The sequence below is a fragment of the Flavobacterium hankyongi genome (assembly GCF_036840915.1).
Classification (GTDB): Bacteria; Bacteroidota; Bacteroidia; order Flavobacteriales; family Flavobacteriaceae; genus Flavobacterium; species Flavobacterium hankyongi.
Genome location: NZ_CP085725.1, coordinates 518,851 through 544,957 on the forward strand (window position 1 = coordinate 518,851; position 26,107 = coordinate 544,957).

Below are 26,107 nucleotides of genomic sequence, written 5' to 3' on the forward strand. Positions count from 1 at the left end.
TTATTTATTATTAGAAACGATATCTAGCACTGATTCCAAAATCAGGTCCAAAGTTGCCATCTCTTAAGTCTCCATAATCATCACTAATGTAAATTTCAGGTCTAAAATCAAATGATAATTGTAAAGGGAAATCAAAATTATATTCAATTCCTATATCACCAGCAAGAACAAAGAAAGCTCCTGAATCACCTTTGTAGTTATATCTACCATCGTTGTAATCTTTAGAACTCCAAATACCAACTCCTGCTCCAGGACCAGCATACCATTTAAAGCCATTATCAATATTCCAAACCCATTGATATAAACCAACTAATTTTGTAGAACTAGATTTATATCTATAACCATAGTTATATCCAGCATAATAATAATCATGATTAAAATCATTATTTCTAATTCCTAAATCTAACTCAAGGCGATTTGACTTTCCTAAATATCTTTGGTAGGAAACTTCTCCTCCAAATCCATCATTATCACCTAATCGAATACCAATAGCATTTTTTTCCTGAGCTTGAGAGTTAAATGCTAACCCTAAAATCATAAAAGCCGATAAAAATATTTTTCTCATAGTTAAAAAATTTTGTTTAACGTTTAACGAGAATAAATATACAAATATTATATTGATTCATATTTTTTTTTGACTTTAAACTTGAATCGAACTTATTAAATTCTCCATTTCAAATAGATTTTCTTCTTCATTTTCTAAATTTGAAATTGTACTTTCCTGATAATTAAATAATTTCCATCTTTTGTTGTTGTATTCCAGAGAAGTTAAATTTTCAATCCAATCTCCTGAATTTAAGTATAAAGTTTTTCCGAATTTATTTTCTACTTCTTTAATTTTTGGCTCATGAATATGTCCGCAAACTACATAATCGTAATTTTTATCAATAGCTAAATCAGTAGCAGTAGTTTCAAAATCGTTGATAAACTTTACCGCTTTTTTTACACTGGCTTTTATTTTTTTGGAAAATGAATAGGATTCTCTTCCCATTTTATGCAAGCACCAATTTATAAATCTATTGATTAGAATAAGGTAGTCGTAACCAAAACCTCCAAGTTTAGCAATCCATTTAGAATGTTGTACAGAGGCATCAAATACATCTCCATGAAAAATCCATGTCTTTTTTCCGTCTAAGTCAAGTACTAATTTATCTAATAGTGAAAAATTTCCCATGAATGTGTCACTAAACTTGCGAAGTGCTTCGTCATGATTTCCTGTAATATAATATACTTTTGTACCTTTAGAAGCCATCGTGATTATTTTTTTTATGACTTGTAAATGCGATTTTGGAAAGTATGATTTTCTAAATTGCCAAATATCTATTATATCACCATTTAGGACTAAAGTTTTAGGCTTTATAGTAGATAAATAATTTGATAATTCCTTTGCGTGACAACCGTAAGTGCCTAAATGAATATCAGATATCACAACGAGTTCAACTTTTCTTTTTTTCAAAATATAGATTCATTTGAAGTTTAACAAATAAAAAAAAATGATATTAACTAATTAGAAATTTATCGTTAAGAAATCAATGCTAATCTTTCAACTTTTCAATATTTAACTTTTAATCTTTCAACATTAATCTTACATTTGTTTCAAACTACTTAAAATGGCAGGAAACAGTTTCGGAAACCTTTTTAAAATAACCACTTTTGGTGAATCTCATGGAGAAGCTTTGGGCGGAATTATAGACGGTTGTCCTGCAGGAATCACAATAGATTTTGATGCAATTCAAAATGAAATGCAGCGTCGAAAACCCGGGCAATCTTCAATTGTAACACAACGTAAAGAAGAAGACGAAGTTCAATTTTTATCAGGCTTATTCGAAGGAAAAACTACAGGTACTCCAATAGGTTTTATAATTCCTAATACAAATCAAAAGTCAGATGATTACTCGCATATAAAGGATACCTATCGTCCTAGTCACGCCGATTATGTTTATGAAAAGAAATACGGAATTCGTGATTATCGTGGTGGTGGACGTAGTTCTGCTCGTGAAACGGCGAGTAGAGTAGTTGCTGGAGCTGTTGCAAAACAAGTCATTCCAGATATAAAAATTAATGCTTTTGTTTCTTCTGTTGGAGAAATATTTATGGATAAACCATATCAGGACTTAGATTTTTCAAAAATAGAATCAAATCCTGTGCGTTGTCCTGATGAAGTTTCAGCAGCAAAAATGGAAACTTATATTAAAGAAATAAAAAAACAAGGGGATACCGTTGGTGGTACAGTTACTTGTGTTATTCAAAATGTACCAATTGGCCTTGGAGAACCAGTTTTTGATAAACTACATGCTGAATTGGGTAAAGCGATGCTTTCAATAAACGCAGTACACGGTTTTGAATATGGAGGAGGTTTTTGTAGTGCAAAAATTAAAGGAAGTGATCATAACGATTCATTTAATCCTGATGGTACTACTAAATCAAATCTTTCAGGAGGTATTCAAGGAGGTATAAGTAACGGAATGGATATTTATTTTAGAGTTGCTTTTAAACCTGTTGCTACGTTACTTCAAAAACAAGAAGTACTAACAAATAAAGGAGAAATTATTGAACAACAAGGGAAAGGACGTCATGATCCTTGTGTTGTACCTCGCGCTGTTCCTATTGTTGAGGCAATGGCAGCTCTTGTTATTACAGATTATTTTTTACTAAACAAAATCTATCAAACTAAATAATGGAAATTACAAATACACCAAACGAAAAAAAGTCACTTTTTTCAAATTTAACTGTTCAAATTTTAGTTGCTATGATTCTGGGTGCAGTACTTGGAATTTTTATTCATAATAATTATTCAGCTGATGCTGCCAAAGAGTTTAGCGGCTATATAAAAATGTTGGCGACAATATTTATTCGTTTAGTGCAAATGATTATTTCTCCTTTGGTTTTTACAACATTGGTAGTTGGAATTGCTAAACTTGGTGATATTAAAGCGGTTGGAAGAATTGGTGGTAAAGCATTAGGTTGGTTTTTAACGGCATCTTTAATTTCACTTATAATAGGAATGTTTTGGGTAAATATTTTGGAACCTGGAACTGGATTAAATTTAAGTGGAGTAGATGTGTCTGCAGCAACTGAAGTTACAGAAAAAACTCAAAATTTTTCGGCTCAAAACTTTGTAGAACACATTATACCTAAGAGTGTTGTTGAAGCAATGGCAACTAATGAAATTTTACAGATTGTAATTTTCTCTATCTTTTTTGGTTTAGCTGCAGCTTCTTTGGGAGACTATACAAAGGCTGTTGTTAATGCTTTAGATAAAACATCACACATCATCTTAAAAATGGTGAATTATGTAATGAAATTTGCCCCACTTGGGGTTTTTGGAGCTATTGCTGGTGTTTTTGCTATTCGTGATTTAGGTGAATTATTATTGACTTATGCTAAATACTTTGGTTCGTTTTTGGTAGGTATTTCATCATTATGGATTGTTTTATTATTGATAGGTTATTTGTTCTTAAAATCAAGAATGACTGTTTTATTAAAACATATTATCTCTCCTTTAGTAATTGCTTTTGGTACAACAAGTAGTGAGGCTGTTTTTCCTAAATTAACAGAAGAATTAGAACGTTTTGGTGTAAAAGACAAAATAGTATCATTTATGCTTCCTTTAGGATATTCTTTTAATCTTGACGGAAGTATGATGTATATGACTTTTGCCAGTATTTTTATAGCTCAAGCTTACGGCGTCCATTTAGATTTAGGTACACAAATGACAATGCTTATTGTGTTGATGTTAACCAGTAAAGGTATTGCAGGTGTTCCAAGAGCAAGTTTAGTGGTTGTAGCTGCTACTTGTGGTATGTTTGATATTCCAGTCGAAGGAATAGCTTTGATTTTACCAATAGATCATTTTTGTGATATGTTTAGAAGTGCTACAAATGTATTAGGAAATGCATTAGCAACTTCGGTAGTAGGGAAGTGGGAAAAAGATTAAATATCATATCATTTATATGGATATTAAAAAAGCGACCTTTAGGTCGCTTTTTTTGTTATTAGAATCTGTTATCACCATCTAGTAAGTTCCCCAAACCTCCTAGTAAACTTCCTTCTTCTTTTCCTCCTGCCATTCCAGAAGCCATAATTATTCTGCCAGCTAAACGACTAAAAGGTAATGATTGAATATAGACCACGCCAGGACCTCTTAAAGTAGCATAAAACATTCCTTCACCGCCAAAAAGTGTATTTTTGATTCCACCAATGAACTCAATGTCATAGTCTACATCTTTAGTGAAGCCAACAATACATCCAGTATCAACTTTTAAAACTTCTCCAGATTGTAATTCTTTGCGAGCCAAAGTTCCACCAGAATGCACAAAAGCCATTCCATCTCCTTCAATTTTTTGCATGATAAAACCTTCTCCTCCAAATAATCCTCTCCCTAATTTTCTTGAGAATTCAATGCCTACAGAAACTCCTTTTGCTGCACAAAGAAATGAATCTTTTTGACATATAAATTTCCCTCCGTATTTCATTAAATCAATGGCTACAATTTTTCCCGGATATGGAGCAGCAAAAGATACTTTTTTCTTGCCAGATTCTTGATTTTGGTATGCGGTCATGAATAGACTTTCCCCAGTAAGCATTCTTTTTCCAGCATTTAGAAGCTTTCCTAACATTCCAGATTGTTGTCCAGAACCGTCACCAAAAATGGTTTCCATTTTGATTCCGTTATCCATCATCATGAAGCTTCCTGCTTCTGCAACAACCACTTCTTGAGGATCAAGTTCTATTTCTACATATTGCATTTCTTCACCATAAATATGGTAATCTATTTCATGTGCTTGCATTTCTTTAGTTTTTTAAGTTTGATTTATTAGAGTTTCAATTAAAAAAAATGTTACAAAAAAAGCGTTCAAATTTGAACGCTTTAATTTTTATCCGTGAATGGTTTCTTTTTTACCAAAGTTTACAATAATGCTTTCTTCATATTCAATCCATTGTTTCCAGCGATTGTCCACATATTCTCTTTCGCCATATTTTCTGGCAAAATTTAAAAACGTTGTATAATGATTCGCTTCAGATATCATTAGTTCTCTATAAAATTTTGATAGTTCTTCGTCATTTATGTTCTCAGAAAGGACTTTAAAACGTTCGCAACTTCTTGCTTCAATCATCGCAGCAAAAAGTAAACGATCTATCATCGATTGATCTCTACTGCCGTCTTTTTTTAAAAATTTTGTCAGCAATCCTACATAATCATCTTTACGCTCACGAGTAAATTCAAAATTTCTTGCTTTAATAATGTCATGAACCATTCTGAAATGGTCCATCTCTTCAATAGCAATTTTAGTCATCTCGGTTACTAAATCTTCCTTTTCAGAATTGTTTATTATCAAATTGATTGCATTTGTAGCTGCTTTTTGTTCACACCATGCGTGATCAGATAAAATTTCAGACAAATTATCCTCAGCAATGTTTGCCCATCTTGGGTCGGTTTTTAATTTTAATCCTAACATGTTTTTCAAGATTGAAGTGCAAAATTACATTTTATTTATGATTTATGATTTATATCTATTTTTGTTTAAAAAATATATTTTTTGAAAACACTCTTAGTTATAGGTTTAGTTTTTCCGGAACCAAATTCCTCGGCTGCCGGAATCAGAATGTTACAGTTAATTGAATTATTTCAAGAGCAAGATTATAAAGTGGTCTTTGCATCTTCGGCTCAAGAAAGTGAATTCTCATTTGATTTAAATTCCATTAATATTGAAAAGAAAAATATTGAATTAAATAATTCAAGTTTTGATTTATATATTAAAGATTTAAATCCTGATATAGTGTTGTTTGATAGGTTTATTTCTGAAGAACAATTTGGCTGGAGAGTTGTTGAAAATTGTCCAAATTCTATTAGAATTTTAGATACAGAAGACTTACATTGTTTGCGTTATGCTAGGCAAAAAGCAGTCAAAAAAAGTCAAAAATTTGAGTTAGAAGATTTATTACAAGAAGAAACAGCAAAGCGAGAAATTGCAAGTATTTATCGTTGCGATTTATCACTAATGGTTTCAGATTTTGAAATGGTTGTTTTACAGGATGTTTTCAAAATAGATTCTTCATTGTTATTTTATTTGCCAATGTTCTTTGACGTTAAAAACAGTTTTAAACCTTTTAAAGAAAGAAAAGACTTTGTTTTTATTGGTAACTTTTTACATGAGCCTAATTACGATGCTGTTTTACAATTGAAGTCTTTTTGGTCCGTAATTAAAAAGAATCTGCCTGAAGTTAATTTGAATATCTATGGAGCGTATAGTTCGCAAAAAGTAGAACAATTGCATAATGCTAAAGAAGGTTTTTTAATAAAGGGTAGGGTAGATAATGCTTTGAAGGTGATCGAAAATGCTAGGGTATTATTAGCACCTTTACGATTTGGAGCAGGAATAAAGGGAAAACTATTAGAAGCAATGCAAGTTGGAACCCCAAGTATTACTACACAAGTTGGAGCAGAAGGAATTACCAGTCAGGAAGAATGGAATGGCTTTGTGCAAGACAATTTTGCTGAATTTTCTGAAAAAGCAATTCGTTTATATTCTGATGAAAAAACTTGGAATGAAATGCAACAAAAATCAATGGGCATTTTGTTTAAAAGATTCAATAAGAAAGATTATGAGTCTAATTTTAAGCTAAAAATAGAACATCTTACGAGATACATTACGACCCATAGAATTAATAATTTTACAGGAAATCTATTGCTTCAAAATCAATTTGCTTCAACAAAATTTATGTCAAAATGGATTGAAGAGAAAAATAAAGGGTGATTATTTCAAAAAATATAGTTTTTTAACAAATTTCTATATAACTTTAATGGTCGGCTATAACTATTCTATCAAATTTTTGTTGATGCTTAAAAAGTACTTCTACTTTATAATCTTATATTTTATTACCATTCATGTATCTGGTCAGATATATGATTTTAGACGCATAGATCAAGAAGACGGATTATCATCTGCTAACATAAATGTTGTTTTTCAGGATAGTAGAGATTATTTATGGATTGGTACCGATGGTGGTGGCTTGATTAAGTATGACGGAATATCTTATGAGATTTTTGATCAAAATAAAGGTTTATCAGGCGAATTTATTACAGATATTGTAGAAGATCAGCGTGGTAATCTAGTTATTGGGACAAAATATAACGGTGTATACATTTATGATGGGTTGCATTTTTTTAAAGAATTTAATGAAAGTAATAACAAAATTACTTCAAATTTAGTTTTTAAAGCTATAAATACAAGAAAAGGTATTATAGTTGTTACTTCCCATGAACTATTTTTAATAAAACCGAATTATGAAATAAATACTCTTTTAAAATTCTCCAAACCCTTTAAACAAATCAATGCTGCAGTGGAAGCAAAATCGGGACAACTTTTACTAGCGTCTGAAAATGGGGTATTTAGTTTTGAAAAGGGTATATTAACTCCTTTTTTTCCAAATGAAGTAAATGGAAGAACTACAGTTAGTAAAAGCCCAAACGGAAAAGTTTTTATTGGTACAGATAAAGCAGAACTTTTTACTTATGAAAATGATAAATTATCGAAACCAGATATAATTAAAGATAATAATGGTAAACCGTTTTCTATTAAAAATGTTTATGTAACTAAGCGTGAAAGTAAATGGTTAAGTAGTTATGACACTAAAGGTGTTTGTTTAAGCCATGGTAGTTTTCACGTTTTCTTTGATAAATCTAATGGTTTTGATGGAGATCTTGTTAACTCTTTTTTTCAAGATAAAACTAAAAACTTATATATAGCCACAAGCGCTACTGGACTTTTTGTTACTTCCCCTCAACAATTTATAAATTTTTCAAATATAGAAGCACTAAGCTCGTCTTCTGCATTTTGTGTTTTTAAAAATAATGACAAATTATATTTTTCTCAAGATAGTAAGTTTGTAAATGAAGTACTATTTAAGGGTACAAATGAAATTAAATTACTTAGAAAACTTCCAGTTCAAGATTCACGTGCAGGTTTCATTGATAATAATAAAAAATCTGTTTTTGGTTGTTCAGAAGGATTGGCTATTCTTGAAAAAGGAGGAATAAGAAAAATAGATTTAAGGAAGTTTGTAAATAATGAAGATTTAAAAGTTACTTCATTATTTCAAAATAAAGAAGGAGAATATTTTGTTGGAACCTTTGGACATGGCTTATTTATATTAGATAAAAACTTCAGACTCGTAACAAGAATCAAAAGAAACATGAATTTTAGCGATAATGTTTCTACAATTTTAGAGTTAAGTAATAATAATTGGTACTTAGGATCAAGTGATGGATTATTTATTTTAAAAAGAAAGAAACGAAAGTTTTATTTAACAAAAAAAATATTTGCAGATGTAATATCAGTAGGAACTAAAGATAGCTATGGGAATTTTTGGTTCTCTGGTGATAAAAAGTTAATATTTATAGATAAAAATTTTAACAAGAAGATTTATACTGAAAAAAATGGACTTTTATCAACATTAATTTATACACTTATCGCTAATAATGAAGGTGATCTTTTGATAGGTACAAATTTTGGATTGGCTAAAGTAAAAATAGATGGAGAGGGAAAAATTATTTACATTAATAATTATAATTCTAAAAATGGTTTCACTGGGCTTGAAACTAATATGAGAGCTCAATATAAAGATGAAGAAGGTGATATTTATTTGGCTACCGTAAAAGGATTGTATCAATGCTTAGGTAGTTATAGAACCAACTTTAATGAAAATGTGAAGGTTAAAATTACAGGCTTAGCTTTATTTAATGATTCAAAAAAATGGGAAGCTTCAAAAAATCATTGGGAAAATTTACCTCCTCAAGGCTATATATTTGATGAAAATGACGACGATTTAACTTTCACTTATTTAACAATTAATAATAATATTTCAAAAAATGCTTCATATTCGTACATACTTGAAGGTTTAGAAAAAGCAAAATGGTCTAAGCCAACACAGCAGCGATCTATTAATTATTCAAATTTAAGTTTTGGAAATTATACTTTTAAGGTTAGAGTTGTTGATAATATAGGTCGCCCAATTAGTCCTATTGCGAGTTATGCATTTAGAATTGAAAAACCTTTCTACTTAAGTTGGTGGTTTATTATTGGAGGAATTGCAATTATTTATTTGGTGATTTCTTTGATTTTTACCAAAACAGCTAAATACAACAAAGATTTTGTAAAAAACTATGCTGAGGCTGATTCTTCAAATGAGCAATTTGGCTTATACTTTCTCTTTTTAGGAATATTAATTCCTCTAATAGATTTTATAATAGAAATCACAAATGTTAGAGAAGTAGAAACACTCCAGTTTAATATATTAGTTGGTATTATCCTTATTGGGGTTTATTTGCTAAGTAAAAAAATTAAAATCATACAAAATAATCTAAGATATTTATTTGCATTATTTCTTTTTATTTACGCAGTTGAGACTGTTAGGAAAATGATTTTTTTTCCAAATAATATTGCAGCATTTCTTGATTTTTTAGTTGCATTTTTCCTTTCCTATAGTGTGTTTAAAACAATACGATACTATTGGTTGTATGTTTTTTTAGTTTTTGGACTTATTATAGCACTTTATACCTCAAATGCTATAACTAGAGAAGTTATGGTTGCTTTTTTATATAGTTGTTTCATAATAGCGATTCTTAATCAGGTACGATATATTGTAAATCTAAATGCAAAAGATAAATTTTTATTTGCAGATAATATTGTAAATAAAGGAACTTCTCTTGTTTTGGCAGTAAATAAAAAAGGAGAAGTTGTTTATTGTAGCGAAACTATTCAACAAATTTTAGGATATAATGTTTATGAAGTTAAAGGAATGAATTATTGGAAATTAACTGAAGATGATGAATTTTCAACAATTAATTATAAAATAAGTGAAGGACTTTATATCAGAAAACTAAAATGTAAAGATGGAAGTTATAAATTCATTCAATGGAAAGACTCTAAATATTCTGATGATTTATATGTAGGTATTGGACAAGATGTTACAGAACAAGTTGAAGTTCAAAATCAATATAAAAAGCTTATAGAATCTGCTTCAGATATGATCTATGAAACAGATATTAAAGGTTATTTTACTTTCATTAATAAGTTTACAGAAAAGCTTTTGGGATTTTCAAGAGAAGAATATATAGGCAAGCATTTTACCTCATTAATTCATCCAGATTACACAGAACAAGTTATTCAATTTTATGTAAATACATCTTTAGATGGAGATGAGATACCATTTTTAGAGTTTCCAGTTCTTAAAAAGTCAGGAGAGAAATTATGGGTATCACAAAAAGTTTCTTTATCCCGTAATACAGACGGAAAAGTAATAGGATATGCAGCTATTGCTCGTGATATAACCATTCTGAAAAATATAGAAAAAGAACAAAAAAACAGACAAGAAAAAAACGAATTATATAACAAAACAATTAATAAATTAGTAACAAAAATTTATCCTGAAGAGACAAGTTTTGTTGACATTCTTAAAGAAATTCTTAAGTCATCTGCTATAGGAGCCAATATTGACCGAATTAGTTACTGGAACTATAGTAGAACAGCTCTGGATTGCATTATTTTATATAAACTTTATGAAGATTCTTTTATTGGAAATTTTACAACTAATCTTTCAGAATGTCCTAATTATTTTAAGGCTTTAGAAAATGATAATATTATTATAGCTTCAGATGTTTATAACACAGAAAGTGTTAGAGAGTTTGTAGATGAATATTTGCCTCAAAATGATATAAAATCAATGCTAGATGTTCCTATTATTTTTAATGGAGAAATTGCTGCAATTTTATGTTTTGAGATAACGCATGAATTTAGAAAATGGGACAATGATGATATAAATTTTGCTCGTTCAGTTGCGGATGTTATCGCAATTGCGATAGAGTCACAAAAGCGTTTAGAAACAGAAGAAAAACTTAAAATAAAAACAGAAATATTATCTGCAATCGCTATTTCAACAGAAAAATTATTAAAAGGAAAAGATTTAAATACAATTTTTGATGATATATTTCCAATCATTGGTAAGGCCTCAAAAATTGATAGAGTATATTATTTTCAAGACGACCCAGCCACCAAAACTTTAAGTCAAAAAAATGAATGGGTAAATGCTAACATTTCTGTACAATTAGATAACCCATTGTTGCAAAACCTTCCATATGAAAAATCACAAGAATTTCTGGATTTTATAATGGAAAACAAAGTGTATAATGCAGTTGTTGATGAAGTTAAAAATCCAGATATAAAAAAACGCTGGAAAGATCAAGGAATTTTGACCATTTTAATATTTCCAATTTTTGTAAAAAATCAATTTTATGGATCGATAGGTTTTGATGATTGTACAAATGGTAGAAAATGGTCAGATGATGAAATTGGCGTACTTCAAATTTTAGCAAATAACATATCAACAGCAATTGAAAGAGTCCAAAATGAAGGATTGTTGCAAGAAAGTGAACAACGATTTAAATTATTAACCAATAATATTCCAGGAACAGTTTATTTGTCTGAAAACGATGAAAATTGGACTAAAATTTTCTTAAATGATGAAATTGAAGTTCTTACTGGTTATAAAAAATCACTCTTTTTAGACAAACAAATTTCTCTTATTGATTTAGTTCACCCAGATGATCGACAAAATTTAAAAGAATATACCACAGAACGTATCGAAAATCACTCATCTTTCCATGTTGTTTATAGACTCAGAAAAAGTAGTGGCGATTATATATGGGTTGAAGAATTTGGTGATGTAATTTTAAGAGATGGAAAAATAGCCTTCATCGAAGGAATTTTGTTTGATATCACAGCAAAAAAAGAAATCGAATCTGAAATCAAAGCAAGAGAGTATGCTGAAGCCTCTAGTAAAGCTAAATCTGAATTTTTGGCAAATATGAGCCATGAAATACGTACACCTTTAAACGCTATCATTGGTTTTTCAAGTATATTAAAGGAAACACAACTTGATAATTCTCAACAGGAATATTTAGCAACAGTTAATCATTCAGCAGACATTTTATTAGATGTAGTTAATGACATTCTGGATTTTTCTAAAATTGAAACAGGTAAGTTAGAGTTAGAGTATAAAAAGACAAACCTTTATGAACTTTCACATCAAATTATCGATATTATTCGATTTGATTCGGAACAAAAAAATATTTCATTATCATTAAAAATAGATAAAGAAGTACCTAAGTATATTGTGACAGATGCATTAAGAATTAAGCAGGTATTACTTAATTTACTTTCTAATGCTGTAAAATTTACTAACAAAGGTAAAGTTCAATTTCAAATTGAATTTATTGGTAAAACGGAAACAAACGCTAAACTTAAATTTTCAGTGATAGATAGCGGAATTGGTATTAAGAAAGCAAATCAAGAAAAAATATTTGAACCTTTTTCACAAGAAGATAATTCAACTACCAGAAAATATGGAGGAACTGGTTTGGGTCTGGCAATTTCTAATAAAATCCTGAAATTAATGTATAGTAAATTAGAGTTGGAGAGTGAGATAAATAAAGGTAGTACTTTTTATTTCGAATTGGAGGCTAAATATTTTGAAGATACAATTGATTCAGAATATGATATCGATGTTAGAGAAATGGAAGTAAATTATGAAGATATTAGTTTGATTCATAAAAAATCTGTTTTCAGTTCATCCAAAAGAGTATTAGTCGTTGAAGACAACAAAATTAATATGCTTTTAGCAAGGACTATGATTAAGAAAATTATTCCAGATGCAATAATTTTTGAGGCAAGTAATGGTAAAATTGGTGTTGAAAAATGTAGCGAAGTAAATCCAGATTTAGTACTTTTAGATATTCAAATGCCAATCAAAAATGGATATGAAGCAGCATTAGACATAAGAAAGTTTAATCCAAAAGTGCCTATAGTTGCACTAACAGCAGGTACAATAAAAGGAGAGAAAGAAAAATGCATTGAGTCTGGTATGAATGATTATATATCTAAACCAATTGATAAGGATATTTTCGAAAGTATTTTGTTTAAATGGTTACAGCAAAATTAATTACTATAAACTAAACTTATAAAACTATGAAATGGCAAGGTAGACGTCAAAGTGATAATGTTGAAGATAGAAGAGGAATGTCAACTGGTGGCAAAGTTGTTGCTGGAGGAGGTGCAATCGGAATCATCATTTTATTACTAAACTTATTTGGAGGGGAGACAGGTCAAAATATTGGTAATTTGCTTGAACAAACTCAAACTCAACAAACAACAACTCAAACAGAACAAAGGGAATTAACACAAGAAGAAAAAGTCGTTGGCGAATTTGTATCAACAATGTTTGCTGATAATGAAGATACTTGGCAAAAAATATTTCAAGAGAATAATATGGAATATCGTTTTCCAAAAATGGTTATGTTTACGGATGCAGTAGAAACTGCTTGTGGAAGTGCATCGGCTGCTTCTGGGCCATTTTATTGTCCTGGTGATGAGAAAGTATATATGGATTTGGCATTTTTTAATGAATTACAAACACGTTTTGGAGCCAAAGGAGGAGATTTTGCTATTGCATATGTTATTGCACATGAAGTTGGACATCACATTCAAACGGTTTTAGGAACTTCGAATAAAGTTCGTCAATTACAGTCTAAAATGAATCAGATTCAAGGTAATAAACTTTCTGTGGCTTTGGAATTACAAGCTGATTTTTATGCGGGAGTTTGGGCAAGATATAATCAGCAAAATTTAGACGCTGATGACATAGATGAGGCATTAAGTGCTGCTGAAGCAGTTGGCGACGATGCTATTCAGGAAAGAATGCAAGGACATGTCGAACCAGAATCATTTACTCATGGTACTTCTGAACAACGAAAATATTGGTTCATGAAAGGTTATAAAACGGGTGATATTAAGCAAGGTGATACTTTTACAGAATTAGAATAGAAAATTTAGTTTATTCAAGCCGGTATTTACCGGCTTTTTTTGGTTTCAATTTTATTTTTGTTTAAATTTATTAAAAAATAATTAAACAAAATTTTAATTTTCAGTATTTTATTTATTAGTAATCATGAACATACTACTAACAGGTGCTAATGGATATGTGGGAAGAAGATTGCTTCCTGAATTAATTCTTGAAGGTCATAAAGTGGTTTGCTGTGTTCGTGATCGAAACCGATTAGGAATTGATGCTGAACTTGCTAAAAAAATTGAGATTTTAGAAATAGATTTTTTAAATCCACCAAAAAGTATCAGTTTAGCTTTTGCCATTGATGTCACTTATTATTTAATGCATTCAATGTCAAGTACGACCTCAAATTTTGATGAACTTGAAGCAAAAACTGCAGAAAACTTTAATACACTCATGTCATCTATTAAAGTAAAGCAAGTTGTTTATTTAACCGGAATTGTTAACGATGTAAATCTTTCAAAGCATTTGCAATCGAGAAATAATGTCGAAAATATACTTTCTACTGGGCCATTTCATTTGACGGTTTTAAGAGCAGGTATTATTGTTGGTTCAGGGAGTTCTTCATTTGAGATTATTCGTGATTTATCTGAAAAATTGCCAGTAATGGTGACTCCTAAGTGGGTCCTCACTAAAACACAGCCTATCGCAATTCGGGATGTAATAAAATATCTGATTGGAGTGTTGCAAAGAGGTGAGTGTTATGATAAATCATATGATATTGGAGGTCCTAATGTATTAACATACAGACAAATGCTTCAGTTATACGCTAAAGTAAGAGGCTTTAAAATCTACATGATTACTGTTCCTTTTATGACACCAAGATTATCTTCTTATTGGTTATATTTTGTGACATCAACAAGTTATAAACTAGCAGTGAATTTAGTTGATAGCATGAAAGTGGAAGTGATTTGTGGGAAAAATGATCTTAGAGAATTATTGAGAATTAAGCCAATTTCATATACTGATGCTATTAAATTAGCTTTTAAAAAAATAGAACAAAATTTGGTTGTTTCGAGTTGGAAGGACAGTTTGGCGAGTTCTAATTTTAAATCTGATTTTAAAAATTACATTCAAGTCCCTAAATATGGTTGCTTAAAAGATGTAAAAAAGATAAAACTCAATCAAAATAATAATGCTTTAGAGAATATATGGTCAATAGGAGGTTATAAAGGTTGGTATTATGGTACTTGGATGTGGGAAATAAGAGGTTTTATTGATAAGCTTTTTGGAGGTGTAGGGTTAAGAAGAGGTCGTACAAGTCCAACACATTTAGATAATGGAGATTCTCTCGATTTTTGGAGAGTAATACTAGCCGATAAAGACAAAAAAAGACTGCTCCTCTTTGCTGAAATGAAATTGCCGGGTGAAGCATGGTTAGAGTTTAAAATCGATGAAAATAATACACTACATCAAATAGCAACCTTTAGACCTAAAGGTCTTCTCGGAAGACTATATTGGTATAGTATGCTGCCATTTCACTTTTTTATTTTTAAAGGAATGATAACTAATATTGCTAATAATAACTAGCCTAACCACCCCTCTCTGTCTAAACTACGGTATTGGATAGCTTCTGAAATATGATTAGACTCTACAGTTTCAGAATTGTCTAAGTCGGCTATTGTTCTTGAAACTTTTAATATTCTGTCGTAAGCTCTAGCAGAAAGATTTAATCTTTCCATGGCAGTTTTAAGTAGTTGTAACGATGTGTCATTCAGTTTGCAATGTTCTCTAATTTGTTTAGTTGTCATTTGAGCGTTGTAATGAATATGCTCATGATTTTCAAATCTTTTTGACTGAATTTCTCTTGCTTTTGTAACTCTTTTTCTTATTTCAGAACTGCTTTCAGATGATCTAGTATCTGAAAGTTTTTCAAAAGGAACGGGTGTGACTTCAATATGAATATCTATTCGATCCAGTAAAGGCCCTGAAATTTTTCCTAAATATCTTTGCATTTCGTTAGGAGAGGAGCTAACAGGTGCATTAGGGTCATTAAAATAACCACCTGGGCTAGGATTCATACTGGCAACAAGCATAAAAGAAGAAGGGTAGGTGATTGTGAATTTTGCTCTCGAAATAGTTACTTCTCTGTCTTCTAATGGTTGGCGCATTACCTCTAAGACTTCTCGCTTAAATTCAGGTAATTCATCTAAAAATAAAACACCATTATGTGATAACGAAATTTCACCAGGTTGTGGATAACTTCCACCTCCAACTAATGAAACACTTGATGCAGAGTGGTGAGGTGCTCTAAAAGGCCTTTGATTCATTAATCCTGAGTCTTTCACCTTTCCTGCCACACTATGGATTTTTGTAGTTTCTAATGCTTCTTTTAAAGTCATAGGAGGTAAAATGCTAGGTAAGCGTTTAGCGAGCATTGTTTTACCTGCGCCAGGAGGACCAATTAAAATTACATTATGACCACCAGATGCTGCAATCTCCATACAACGTTTTATAGATTCTTGTCCACGAACTTCTGCAAAATCAAATTCAGGAAAGTCTAAAGTTTTATAAAATTCTTCTCTAGTGTTAATTGTTGTAGGCTCAATTGTTCCTTTTCCTTCAAAAAAATTAATGATTTCAGATACGTTTTCAATGCCATAAACATCAATACCTGAGACAATAGCAGCCTCTTTTACATTTTGCTTAGGTAAAAAGAAACCCTTAAAACCGTCCTCTTTTGCTTTTATTGCTATTGAGAGTGCTCCTTTAATTGGTTGTAATCCTCCATCAAGAGATAGTTCTCCCATGATGATATATTTGCCAACTTCATCAGATTTTATTTGTCCAGATGCGGCTAAAATGCCTATGGCGATTGTCAAATCGTAAGCAGAGCCTTCTTTACGTAAATCGGCAGGAGCCATGTTTACGGTAATTTTTTTACCAGGAAAATTATAATTGTTGTTTTTGAGAGCTGCTGCAATACGGTAATTGCTCTCTTTTATTGTACTGTCAGGAAGTCCTACCAAATGATAACCTATACCTTTTTCGACATTAACTTCTACAGTAATAATTGTGGCATCCACACCAAAAACGGCGCTTCCAAATACTTTAACCAACATGGCTTATAATTTTTTAATGGCTTAATACGAAACAAAAATAACAAAATAATCTTGAAAACGGAATGCTGTAACAAGTTCTTAAAAAAATGTTAAAGACAAGGCTCTTGATGTTTTTAGATGAAATAATATAAGTATTTTAGATGGCTAATCAACCAAATATGAAATGAGAAAAATCTTACTAATATTAATTTGGAGTGTTTTTATAATCCAAAAAATTAATGCTCAAGAGTATTTTCCTAACAATGAAAGTACAAAAAACAAATCATCTGTTTTTATAGCATTGTCAAATGCTAAAATCTACGTTTCTCCAAATCAAATCATTGAGAAAGGGACGATGTTAATAAAGGACGGTAAAGTTGTTTCTGTAGGTACGTCAGTGGCTATACCTAAAAATGCAATGGAAATCAACTTAGATGGAAAGTCTGTATATCCTTCATTTATTGATATGTATACTAATTTTGGAATTGAAGTTCCTAAGATTTCTAGAGAAGGAAACAATCCTTTATACGATACAAAAAGAAAAGGATATTATTGGAATGAACACATTAAGACCGAAGTTAATGCTAATGAACTTTTTAAATTTGATCAATCCAAAGCTGAAGAGTTTTTAAAAGCTGGTTTTGGTGTTGTTGGAACCCATATTCCTGATGGAATTGCAAGAGGTACAGGAGCATTGGTTTTACTTAACAATGAAAAGGAAACAAATAAGTTTTTATCACCTGTTGCCACAAATCATTTTGCTTTTACAAAAAGTGTCACTTCTAATCAAGCCTACCCATCATCATTAATGGGAATGTTAGCTTTGTTAAAACAAATGTATCATGACGCAAGTTGGTACAAAGGAGGAAATTCAGATTATAAAGACGCCTCATTAGAAGCATTGATAAAAAATGAAAAAATAGTTCAAATTTTTGCCTCGGAAGACAAACTAAATAGTTTGAGAGTTGCCAAATTAGGCAATGAATTTGGAATCAATTATATATTAAAAGGATCAGGAAATGAGTTTGAACGAATTGATGAAATAAAAAAGACTAATGCAAAATTCATTATTCCTATAAATTTTCCTGAAGGTTATGATGTTTCTGATCCTTATCAAGCAAATCAAATGGAATTGGCCGATTTACGTTTTTGGAATCAAGCTCCAACTAATCCAAAATTATTATCAGATAACGGAATAGTTTTCGCGTTGACTACAGATAAATTAAAAAAGTTAGAAGATTTTAGAACAAATCTTTTAAAGGCAATAAAATATGGTTTTGATAAAACCAGAGCATTAGAGGCTCTAACTACAATACCAGCCTCTTTACTAGGAAAATCGAATGAAATTGGTAGTCTTAAAAATGGAGCTTATGCCAATTTTCTAATTACTTCGGGAGATATTTTTGATGCTAAAACAACAGTTTATGAAAATTGGGTGCAAGGAAATAAGTTTATAATTAATGATATGAATTTGAAAGATGTTCGAGCAGAATATCAATTGACTCTTGGGCAAGAAACTTATAAGTTAAAAGTTGAAGGAGAAGTATCCTCTCCTAAAGTGGAGGTGAAAACTTCTCAAGATAAAAAAGTAAACTCTAAATTAACGTTGGCTAATAATTGGATGAATTTACTTTTAAAAACTGCTGATAGTACAAAAACTGAATTTCATCGTTTAACTGCTTTTGTTTCAGATCCAAATTTAATTTCTGGTAAAGCAGTATTAGCAAGCGGACAAGAAATTTATTGGTCGGCTAAAAAAGTACCTGCTTCAGCGGAAACTAAAAAGGAAGAAGAAAAGAAAAATGAAATCAATAAAGTTTTTCCAGTTACCTATCCTAATCTACCATACGGTAACCTTCAAAAACCTGCACAAAAAACTATTTTGTTTAAAAACGTCACAGTTTGGACTAATGAGAAAGATGGAATTTTAGAAAATACAGATGTTTTAGTAAAAAACGGAAAAATAGCTGCAGTTGGTAAAAATATTTCAGATCCTTTGGCGACGATTGTCGATGGAAAAGGAAAGCATTTAACAAGTGGAATTATTGATGAACATTCACATATTGCTATTTCAAGAGGTGTAAATGAAGGTGGACATAATTCATCAGCAGAAGTAACTATCGAGGATGTAGTAAATTCAGACGATATAAATATTTATAGAAATCTTGCAGGTGGGGTTACAACTTCACAATTATTGCATGGATCTGCAAATCCTATTGGTGGTCGTTCAGCAATTGTTAGATGGAAATGGGGATTATCTCCAGATGAAATGATTTTTCAGAATTCTCCTAAATTTATAAAGTTTGCCTTAGGAGAAAATGTAAAACAATCTAATTGGGGAATTCAAAATCCAACTCGTTTTCCACAATCACGTATGGGAGTAGAACAGGTTTTTATAGATTATTTTACAAGAGCTCAAGAGTATGATAAGATTTGGAAAGCTTTTAATTCTCAAGGAAAAAAAGGTAGCTTAAAACAACCAAGAGTTGATTTAGAGCTGCAAACTTTAGCAGAAATTATCAATAAAAAACGATTCATATCTTGTCACTCCTATGTACAATCAGAAATTTTGAACTTAATGCGTGTTGCTGAAAAATTCAACTTTAATGTAAATACATTCACTCATATTTTAGAGGGATATAAAGTAGCAGATGAAATGAAGAAACATGGAGTTGGAGCTTCAACTTTTTCAGATTGGTGGGCTTATAAGTTTGAAGTAAATGATGCCATTCCTTATAATGCAGCTTTGATGCAAAAACAAGGTCTAACAGTGGCAATAAATTCTGATGATGCTGAGATGTCTCGTCGTTTAAATCAGGAAGCTGCTAAAGCGGTAAAATACGGAGGAGTATCTGAAGAGGATGCTTGGAAAATGGTTACATTAAATCCTGCAAAATTATTGCATTTAGATGATAGAGTGGGAAGTATTAAGGTTGGAAAAGATGCTGATATAGTTTTATGGAGTGATAATCCATTGTCAATCTATGCAAAGGCAGAAAAAACTTTAGTTGAAGGTGTAGTATACTTTGATAAAGATTCTGACGAAGCAAAACGCAAAGAAATTGCAAAAGAGAGAGCTGAATTGATTATGCAAATGCTTCAAGAAAAAAACCAAGGGATGGCAACACAACCAGTTTCTAAAAAAGAAAAAGTACTTTACCATTGTGACACTTTAGAAGAATAGTTTATGAAAAAATATATAAAATCGGCTTGTATAATATTCTCTTTTGTGAGTATGCAAGCACAACAAATTCCAGCTCCAAAACAGACTAAAGCAACTTTAATACTTAATGCGACAGCACATTTAGGGAATGGAAAAACTATAGAAAATGCTGCGATAGGATTTAAAGATGGAAAACTGACACTTGTGGCTGATGCTACAGTGATTCGTTTAGATATGTCTGCCTATGAAAATGTAATTGAAGCTAAAGGAAAACATATATATCCAGGATTTATAGCACCTAATTCTACAATAGGATTAGTAGAAATTGATGCAGTTAAAGCTACTGATGATGAGAGCGAAATAGGAGGTATGACACCAAATGTTCGAAGTATTATTGCTTATAACTCAGAATCTAGAATTATTGAAACGGCACGTATAAATGGTGTTTTAATGGCTCAAGTAACTCCCAGAGGTGGCCGAATAACTGGAACATCGTCTATTGTTCAATTTGATTCTTGGACTTGGGAAGACGCCATCATTAAAGAAAATGATGGTATACATTTAAATTTTCCAGCTACTTTCAGACGTTCTGGATGGTGGGCAGAACCAGGTACAATAGAAGCTAATAAAGATTATACAAAGCAAGTTGATGAAATCAATTCATTTCTTGCAAGATCAAAAGCTTATTTAGCTGAAGTTTCCCAAGAAAAAAATTTAGTTTATGAGTCTATGAAAGGATTGTTTGACGGAAGTCAAATACTTTATATCAATGCCAATGAAGAAAAGCAAATTATTGACGCAATAAGAGTTGGAAAAGATAACGGAATTAAAAAGATAGTAATTGTTGGAGGATATCAAGCAGATAAAGTAGCAGATTTACTTAAATCAAACCAAATAAGTGTATTGATAGGAAGAACACACAGTATGCCTAATCTAAATCAGGATGATATTGACCAACCATTTAAATTAGCTAAAATCCTGACTGATTTAGGGATTGTTGTTGGTTTAGAAAATAGTGGAGATATGGAACGTATGAATACTCGTAATCTTCCTTTTCAAGCTGGAACGACAGCGGCTTATGGTTTAACCAAAGAACAAGCACTGCAAACTATTACCTTAAATACAGCTAAAATTTTAGGAATTGATGATAAAGTAGGATCATTAGAAATTGGTAAAGATGCTACACTTTTTATATCTGAAGGTGATGCACTAGATATGAGAACGAATCAGCTTTCTAAAGCATTTATTCAAGGTCGTGAAATCACATTGGAATCACATCAAACAGAATTATATAAAAAATACAAAGAGAAATATCATCAATAAAAAAGGCCCTCATTTGAGGGCCTTTTTTATTTAAAGTTTTTAATTCCGTTTTCTAACCAAGTTTTGTATTCTTGAATATCAGAAGTGTAAGCAACAGGTTCTGATAAGTCGTTGCCTTCGTTGTCTAGAATTACGTATAAAGGCTGAGAATTACTTTTATATCTTGTAATTTGTAAATCACTCCATTTGTTACCAATTGTTACAACTTCTTTACCAGTAGTTTTTGAAACATACTGTTGTTCTTTTGGTAATTCAATTTTTCTATCACACACTAAAGAAATTACTACTAGCTTATCTTTTAGGATAGATAAAACTTCAGAATTTGACCATACGTTATCTTCCATTTTGCGACAATTAGCACATGCATCACCGGTAAAATCTAATAAAACAGGTTTGTTTACTTGCTTTGCATAAGCAAGCCCCGTCTCATAATCATCAAAAGTTACAATTCCATGAGGACCAAAATGAGCATGTTCTGGTAAATCAGATTTTATACTTGTATTAGAACTGCCTAAACCATTAGGAATTTCACTGTAAGTTGAAGGAGGAGTTAATCCACTTAAAATTTTTAAAGGGGCTCCCCATAGACCAGGAATCATATAAAATGTGAATGCAGTTACTATAATAGCCATTGAAAGTCTTCCTACTCCAATTTTATCAGCTTTTTCATAATCATGTGGTAACATATATCTGCCAAATAAATACAATGCCCAAGCACCAAAAATGGCAATCCAAATAGAAATAAATAATTCTCTTTCTAACCAATGTTTTTGTAAAACTAAATCTGCATTTGATAAAAATTTAAAAGCAAAAGCTAATTCTAGAAAGCCTAAAGAAACTTTAACTGTATTTAACCATCCGCCCGATTTTGGAAGTGAATTTAACCATCCTGGGAACATAGCAAATAACATAAATGGTAAAGCAATCGCTAATGAAAAACCAAGCATTCCAATAATAGGCGCAATGCCACCTTTTGATGCCGATTCAACTAATAATGTTCCTACAATTGGACCAGTACATGAAAATGAAACTACTGCTAGTGCAAGAGCCATAAAAATGATTCCTATAATACCTCCTTTATCAGCTTGTGAATCAAGTTTTGTAGCCCAAGAGCTAGGTAAAACAATTTCGAAAGCTCCTAAAAATGAAAGTGCAAAAATGATTAGCAGCCCAAAGAATATTAAATTGAACCAAACGCTTGTTGATAATTCATTTAATGCTTCTGCACCAAAAACACCAGTAATTATTGAACCTAAAATTACATAGATGGCAATGATTGATAAACCATAAATAACTGCATTTTTAATCCCTTCACTTTTTGTTTTACTTTGTTTTGTGAAAAAGCTTACTGTCATAGGAATCATTGGAAAAATACATGGCATTAGCAATGCTGCAAAACCTCCAATAAATGCTAAAATAAAAATTGACCACAAGCTTTTGCTGTTTTTAGATGAGTCTTTTTCAATAGGATTAGCACTTGATTTGCTTATGTCAGATGGTCTGTTTTCATCGGTTATTAAAGGAACAGCAATCACTTTTGATGTATCCTCTACAATAGTTGTTGCGTTTTTTTCATCTTCATTAGCTTGTATTTCAGTTGTAGAAGAAACAGGTAATTTAATATCAAAAGTTTTGTCCTGTTGAATACAAGCCTCTTTACAAACTTGGTATTCTATGTATACTTTTGCCGAAGTTACTTTAGGATTTGTAATTTTTATTGTTTGACGAAATTGCGCTTTGTTCTCAAATAAATATTCGTCTACTTCAAAAATATCGCTATATACTTTTTTGTACGGACTCTCTTTAGTTTTACCTACTAAATCGTAATTGCCTTTTGCATTTTTGTATTGAATAACAGTTGGTAAAGATGCTCCGTCTGGCGTAAATTGAGAAAACATATGCCATTCATGTTCGATTGTGGCATCGAGTACTAATACAAATTCGGTATCCGATTTTTTTTCAACAGATGTTTTCCAAGAAACTGGATCTAAAATTTGGGATGTTCCTATAAAGCTTGTTAAAACTAAAAGAATTGAGGCGAATAGTTTTTTCATTACTGTAATTCTATTTTTAATATTTGTTGTGTGTTATTATTTGCTAAAAAACGTTGATCTGCACGATGGTTTATAATCCAAACTACTTCATTATCTGAACATAAAAGCCAAGTATCTTCTTTCTCTAATAACGAGAATTTTTCATCTTTAAAGTATTTACTTACCTTCTTTTTTCCCTGCATTCCTGATGGGTAAAAATAATCACCTTCTTGCCATTTTCGAAGCTTTAAAGGAAACTTTAACTTTTCTTTATTGACAAAAATACATGACTTACTAGGTTTAGAAATGTAACTTTGGTTACAAATAGATAAATTTAACGGTTTTAGTATACTGTTTTCGTCTTTATTTATTAAAAAAACGTCCTCTTCATTATTGATTTCTGTTTTTGTAAGTATAAGTTGATTTCTATCTTTTAGAAGACGATAATTTTCTGAAAAAATTTGTTTACCAGATTGACTATGAATTAAATCATATATCGATTGCCAATCTGAAAAGTCAAATGGTTTTAGCCATTCATACAAGTATGATTTGTAGTTTTCGAGTTTAATTAATTTGTCGATATCAAAATATATTGCATCATTTTTTTTATTAGCAATGTTTTTAAAATTAGAAGTTAGAGTGTTTTTAACTAAAAAATTTGTTTTAGATAGATTTTTAACTGTATTTTCAAATGATTCTAATAAACTAGGATTTAATTCTTTTAATACTGGAACAACATGATGTCTTATTTTATTTCTGAAATATTTATCTGAACCATTGCTTGAATCTTCCCGCCAAGAAATATTATTTTTTTTGGCATAATTTTCAATTTCCTTTCTTGAAAAAATTAACAGAGGTCGTAAAATTTTTCCATTTTGTTCTGGGATACCGGTTAATCCATCAATACCAGTTCCTCTTGTGAAATTGATTAAAAAAGTTTCTAAAGAATCGTCTAAATGATGAGCTGTAAGTAAATAATCAAAACCTTCTTTTTCTAACAAATCATTAAACCAATCATACCGAAGTTCACGTGCAGCTTGTTGAATTGATAGTTTATTTATGTTTACATAAGTTTCTGTATCAAAGGTTTTTATAAAAGTAATTATATTGTATTTTTCTGACTGTGTTTTAACAAATTCTTCATCCTGTTTGCTTTCGTCTCCTCTTAATTGAAAATTGCAATGAGCAACACTAATTTCAAAATTGAGTTTTGAAAATAAATCAACTAAAACCATACTGTCAATACCACCACTAACTGCCAAAAGCAGTTTTTTTCCTGACAGAAAAGGAAATTTTTTATGAATATGATTTTCTAATTGTTGAAGCATTCTCAAAAGTATGAAATTTAACTCAGTAGTACTTCATGCATTGCTCTAGCTTTTAAAAGACACTCTTCATATTCTTTTTCAGGCTCAGAAAGAGCAGTTATAGCACTACCAACTGAGAAAGAAATGTATTTTTCTTGAGCATTGTATAAAATACTTCTAATAACCACATTAAAGTCAAAATCGCCAATAGGAGTGAAGTAACCTATGGCTCCGCTGTACAAACCTCTTTTTGTTTCTTCTAGTTCTTCAATGATTTGCATTGCCGAAATTTTAGGTGCTCCAGTCATGCTTCCCATAGGGAATGTAGTTTTTAAAATTTCTACAGGAGAGGTAGTATTGTCAATTTCTGAAATGATTGTCGAAATCATTTGATGAACTTGCTTAAAAGTATAAATACCACATAGTTCTTCTACTTTAACTGAACTTTTTGTTGCAGTATGTGATAAATCATTTCGGACCAAATCGACAATCATTATATTCTCAGAACGCTCTTTTGGATTTTGTTCTAATTCGGTTTTAGATTGTTCATCTAAATTGTTTTCTTCAAATCGTTTAGAGGTTCCTTTTATTGGTTGCGAAATAATTTTGGAGTCCTCTTTTTTAATGTATCTTTCGGGAGAAGCCGATAGTAAAAAATGCTGATTATTTTTGAAGAATACTGCAAAAGGTGGTTCTGATATAGCATTTAATTTTTCAAATGTCTGATTAGAATCAATAATGACATTTTCAGCATAAAATTCCATACAAAAATTAGCTTCATAAATATCTCCACGATAAATATGAGACAACATTGTATTTATTTTTTCAATGTACTTTTCTTTCGAAATACGTTGTTCGATATTGACTTTTGACTTTTGGATTTTGACTTTTAACTTTCGATATTGTTTAATATTTTCAAAATCTTCTTCCAACTCATCATCACACATCATCAAATAAGAAATTTCTAATTGATTTCCTTTTAGAAAAAATAGTTTTTTGGGCTGAAAGAAAAACAAATCAGGAAAATGCAAACCATCAAAATTGCTAGATTCTAGTTTTTCAATATCATTTTTTAAATCGTATGATAAGTGACCAAATAGCCAATCTTTAGTTTGCTGTTGATATTGTTTTAAGTCCTCAAAGGCATTGTGATAATCGGTTTTAATCGATGTAAACGCATCAACTGCAAGTACCGCATCGTATGAAGAATATTTCTGGGGGTAATTGTTACTGTCTAAATATATGATTTCACGGAATTGCTGTGCCCAATCTAATAACTGTCTTTTAAATTCGTTTGGGTTTGAAATATGTTTTAAAACAGAAGTTCTCAATGATTAT

16 protein-coding genes are annotated in these 26,107 nt (G+C 30.8%); 8 read left to right on the top strand and 8 right to left on the bottom strand.

All coding sequences use genetic code 11. The features are described 5' to 3' along the window. Positions 1–10: 10 nt before the first annotated feature. Together LJY17_RS02450 and LJY17_RS02455 are read right to left on the bottom strand one after the other, a co-directional pair. Positions 11–565 (bottom strand): hypothetical protein, encoded by a 555-nt coding sequence (locus LJY17_RS02450; protein WP_264542285.1) that lies wholly within the window; start codon positions 563–565, stop codon positions 11–13. A gap of 75 nt (positions 566–640) precedes the next feature. Further along, entirely contained in the window at positions 641–1,456 is an 816-nt protein-coding gene (locus LJY17_RS02455; protein ID WP_264542286.1) for a UDP-2,3-diacylglucosamine diphosphatase, read from the bottom strand. 154 nt (positions 1,457–1,610) lie between these two features. On the opposite strand from LJY17_RS02455, the gene aroC reads away from it, so the two are divergent. Both aroC and LJY17_RS02465 read left to right on the top strand, forming a co-directional pair. Beyond that, entirely contained in the window at positions 1,611–2,678 is a 1,068-nt protein-coding gene (aroC, locus tag LJY17_RS02460) for a chorismate synthase (RefSeq protein WP_264542287.1), read from the top strand. Continuing rightward, entirely contained in the window at positions 2,678–3,937 is a 1,260-nt protein-coding gene (locus LJY17_RS02465; protein WP_264542288.1) for a dicarboxylate/amino acid:cation symporter, read from the top strand. Before aroC ends, LJY17_RS02465 begins: the two co-directional genes overlap by 1 nt. A 58-nt stretch (positions 3,938–3,995) precedes the next feature. On the opposite strand, the gene LJY17_RS02470 is transcribed toward LJY17_RS02465, so the two are convergent. Together LJY17_RS02470 and LJY17_RS02475 are read right to left on the bottom strand one after the other, a co-directional pair. Further along, the gene (locus tag LJY17_RS02470; RefSeq protein ID WP_264542289.1) at positions 3,996–4,790 is read right to left on the bottom strand and encodes a TIGR00266 family protein; all 795 of its coding nucleotides are present in this window, start codon (positions 4,788–4,790) and stop codon (positions 3,996–3,998) included. 87 nt (positions 4,791–4,877) lie between these two features. After that, positions 4,878–5,459, bottom strand: coding sequence for a tRNA-(ms[2]io[6]A)-hydroxylase (locus LJY17_RS02475; RefSeq protein ID WP_264542290.1), 582 nt, complete (start codon positions 5,457–5,459; stop codon positions 4,878–4,880). An 81-nt stretch (positions 5,460–5,540) separates the two neighbouring features. Between LJY17_RS02475 and LJY17_RS02480 the strand changes: the two genes are divergently transcribed. The 4 genes from LJY17_RS02480 (at position 5,541) to LJY17_RS02495 (ending at position 15,432) form a co-directional block, all read left to right on the top strand. After that, positions 5,541–6,758 (top strand): glycosyltransferase family 4 protein, encoded by a 1,218-nt coding sequence (locus tag LJY17_RS02480; RefSeq protein ID WP_319800117.1) that lies wholly within the window; start codon positions 5,541–5,543, stop codon positions 6,756–6,758. A gap of 82 nt (positions 6,759–6,840) precedes the next feature. Then, complete coding sequence (locus LJY17_RS02485; protein WP_264542291.1) at positions 6,841–12,999, top strand: PAS domain S-box protein; 6,159 nt, start codon at positions 6,841–6,843, stop codon at positions 12,997–12,999. Positions 13,000–13,025: 26 nt separating this feature from the next. After that, entirely contained in the window at positions 13,026–13,880 is an 855-nt protein-coding gene (locus LJY17_RS02490; protein WP_264542292.1) for a KPN_02809 family neutral zinc metallopeptidase, read from the top strand. Positions 13,881–14,004: 124 nt separating this feature from the next. Then, complete coding sequence (locus LJY17_RS02495) at positions 14,005–15,432, top strand: SDR family oxidoreductase (RefSeq protein ID WP_264542293.1); 1,428 nt, start codon at positions 14,005–14,007, stop codon at positions 15,430–15,432. Here LJY17_RS02495 and LJY17_RS02500 read toward each other — a convergent pair. After that, a complete protein-coding gene (locus LJY17_RS02500; RefSeq protein ID WP_264542294.1) occupies positions 15,429–16,964 on the bottom strand; it encodes a YifB family Mg chelatase-like AAA ATPase in 1,536 nt (511 codons plus the stop codon). The genes LJY17_RS02495 and LJY17_RS02500 overlap by 4 nt on opposite strands. 163 nt (positions 16,965–17,127) lie before the next feature. Here LJY17_RS02500 and LJY17_RS02505 point away from each other — a divergent pair, with 163 nt between their 5' ends. Further along, complete coding sequence (locus LJY17_RS02505; protein ID WP_264542295.1) at positions 17,128–20,127, top strand: amidohydrolase family protein; 3,000 nt, start codon at positions 17,128–17,130, stop codon at positions 20,125–20,127. Between the two features lie 3 nt (positions 20,128–20,130). Further along, positions 20,131–21,429: an amidohydrolase family protein gene (locus LJY17_RS02510; RefSeq protein ID WP_264542296.1), complete on the top strand. Its 1,299-nt coding sequence runs from the start codon at positions 20,131–20,133 to the stop codon at positions 21,427–21,429. A 26-nt stretch (positions 21,430–21,455) separates the two neighbouring features. Here the strand turns inward: LJY17_RS02510 and LJY17_RS02515 are convergent, their stop codons facing one another. Genes LJY17_RS02515 through LJY17_RS02525 form a run of 3 tightly spaced genes read right to left on the bottom strand, consistent with a single transcriptional unit; the run spans position 21,456 to position 26,100 of the window. After that, a complete protein-coding gene (locus LJY17_RS02515) occupies positions 21,456–23,483 on the bottom strand; it encodes a protein-disulfide reductase DsbD family protein (protein WP_264542297.1) in 2,028 nt (675 codons plus the stop codon). Beyond that, the gene (gene tilS / locus LJY17_RS02520) at positions 23,483–24,790 is read right to left on the bottom strand and encodes a tRNA lysidine(34) synthetase TilS (protein ID WP_264542298.1); all 1,308 of its coding nucleotides are present in this window, start codon (positions 24,788–24,790) and stop codon (positions 23,483–23,485) included. Before tilS ends, LJY17_RS02515 begins: the two co-directional genes overlap by 1 nt. Positions 24,791–24,807: 17 nt before the next feature. Beyond that, positions 24,808–26,100, bottom strand: a complete 1,293-nt coding sequence (locus tag LJY17_RS02525; protein WP_264542299.1) for an anthranilate synthase component I family protein — start codon at positions 26,098–26,100, stop codon at positions 24,808–24,810. Between the last annotated feature and the right edge of the window lie 7 nt (positions 26,101–26,107).

Bases quoted from the DNA above. Each gene is read 5' to 3' on its own strand.
- LJY17_RS02450 (WP_264542285.1), bottom strand. From the start codon at position 565: ATGAGAAAAATATTTTTATCGGCTTTTATGATTTTAGGGTTAGCATTT.
- aroC (WP_264542287.1), top strand. From the start codon at position 1,611: ATGGCAGGAAACAGTTTCGGAAACCTTTTTAAAATAACCACTTTTGGT.
- LJY17_RS02465 (WP_264542288.1), top strand. From the start codon at position 2,678: ATGGAAATTACAAATACACCAAACGAAAAAAAGTCACTTTTTTCAAAT.
- LJY17_RS02470 (WP_264542289.1), bottom strand. From the start codon at position 4,790: ATGCAAGCACATGAAATAGATTACCATATTTATGGTGAAGAAATGCAA.
- LJY17_RS02475 (WP_264542290.1), bottom strand. From the start codon at position 5,459: ATGTTAGGATTAAAATTAAAAACCGACCCAAGATGGGCAAACATTGCT.
- LJY17_RS02485 (WP_264542291.1), top strand. From the start codon at position 6,841: ATGCTTAAAAAGTACTTCTACTTTATAATCTTATATTTTATTACCATT.
- LJY17_RS02490 (WP_264542292.1), top strand. From the start codon at position 13,026: ATGAAATGGCAAGGTAGACGTCAAAGTGATAATGTTGAAGATAGAAGA.
- LJY17_RS02495 (WP_264542293.1), top strand. From the start codon at position 14,005: ATGAACATACTACTAACAGGTGCTAATGGATATGTGGGAAGAAGATTG.
- LJY17_RS02500 (WP_264542294.1), bottom strand. From the start codon at position 16,964: ATGTTGGTTAAAGTATTTGGAAGCGCCGTTTTTGGTGTGGATGCCACA.
- LJY17_RS02505 (WP_264542295.1), top strand. From the start codon at position 17,128: ATGAGAAAAATCTTACTAATATTAATTTGGAGTGTTTTTATAATCCAA.
- LJY17_RS02510 (WP_264542296.1), top strand. From the start codon at position 20,131: ATGAAAAAATATATAAAATCGGCTTGTATAATATTCTCTTTTGTGAGT.
- LJY17_RS02515 (WP_264542297.1), bottom strand. From the start codon at position 23,483: ATGAAAAAACTATTCGCCTCAATTCTTTTAGTTTTAACAAGCTTTATA.
- tilS (WP_264542298.1), bottom strand. From the start codon at position 24,790: ATGCTTCAACAATTAGAAAATCATATTCATAAAAAATTTCCTTTTCTG.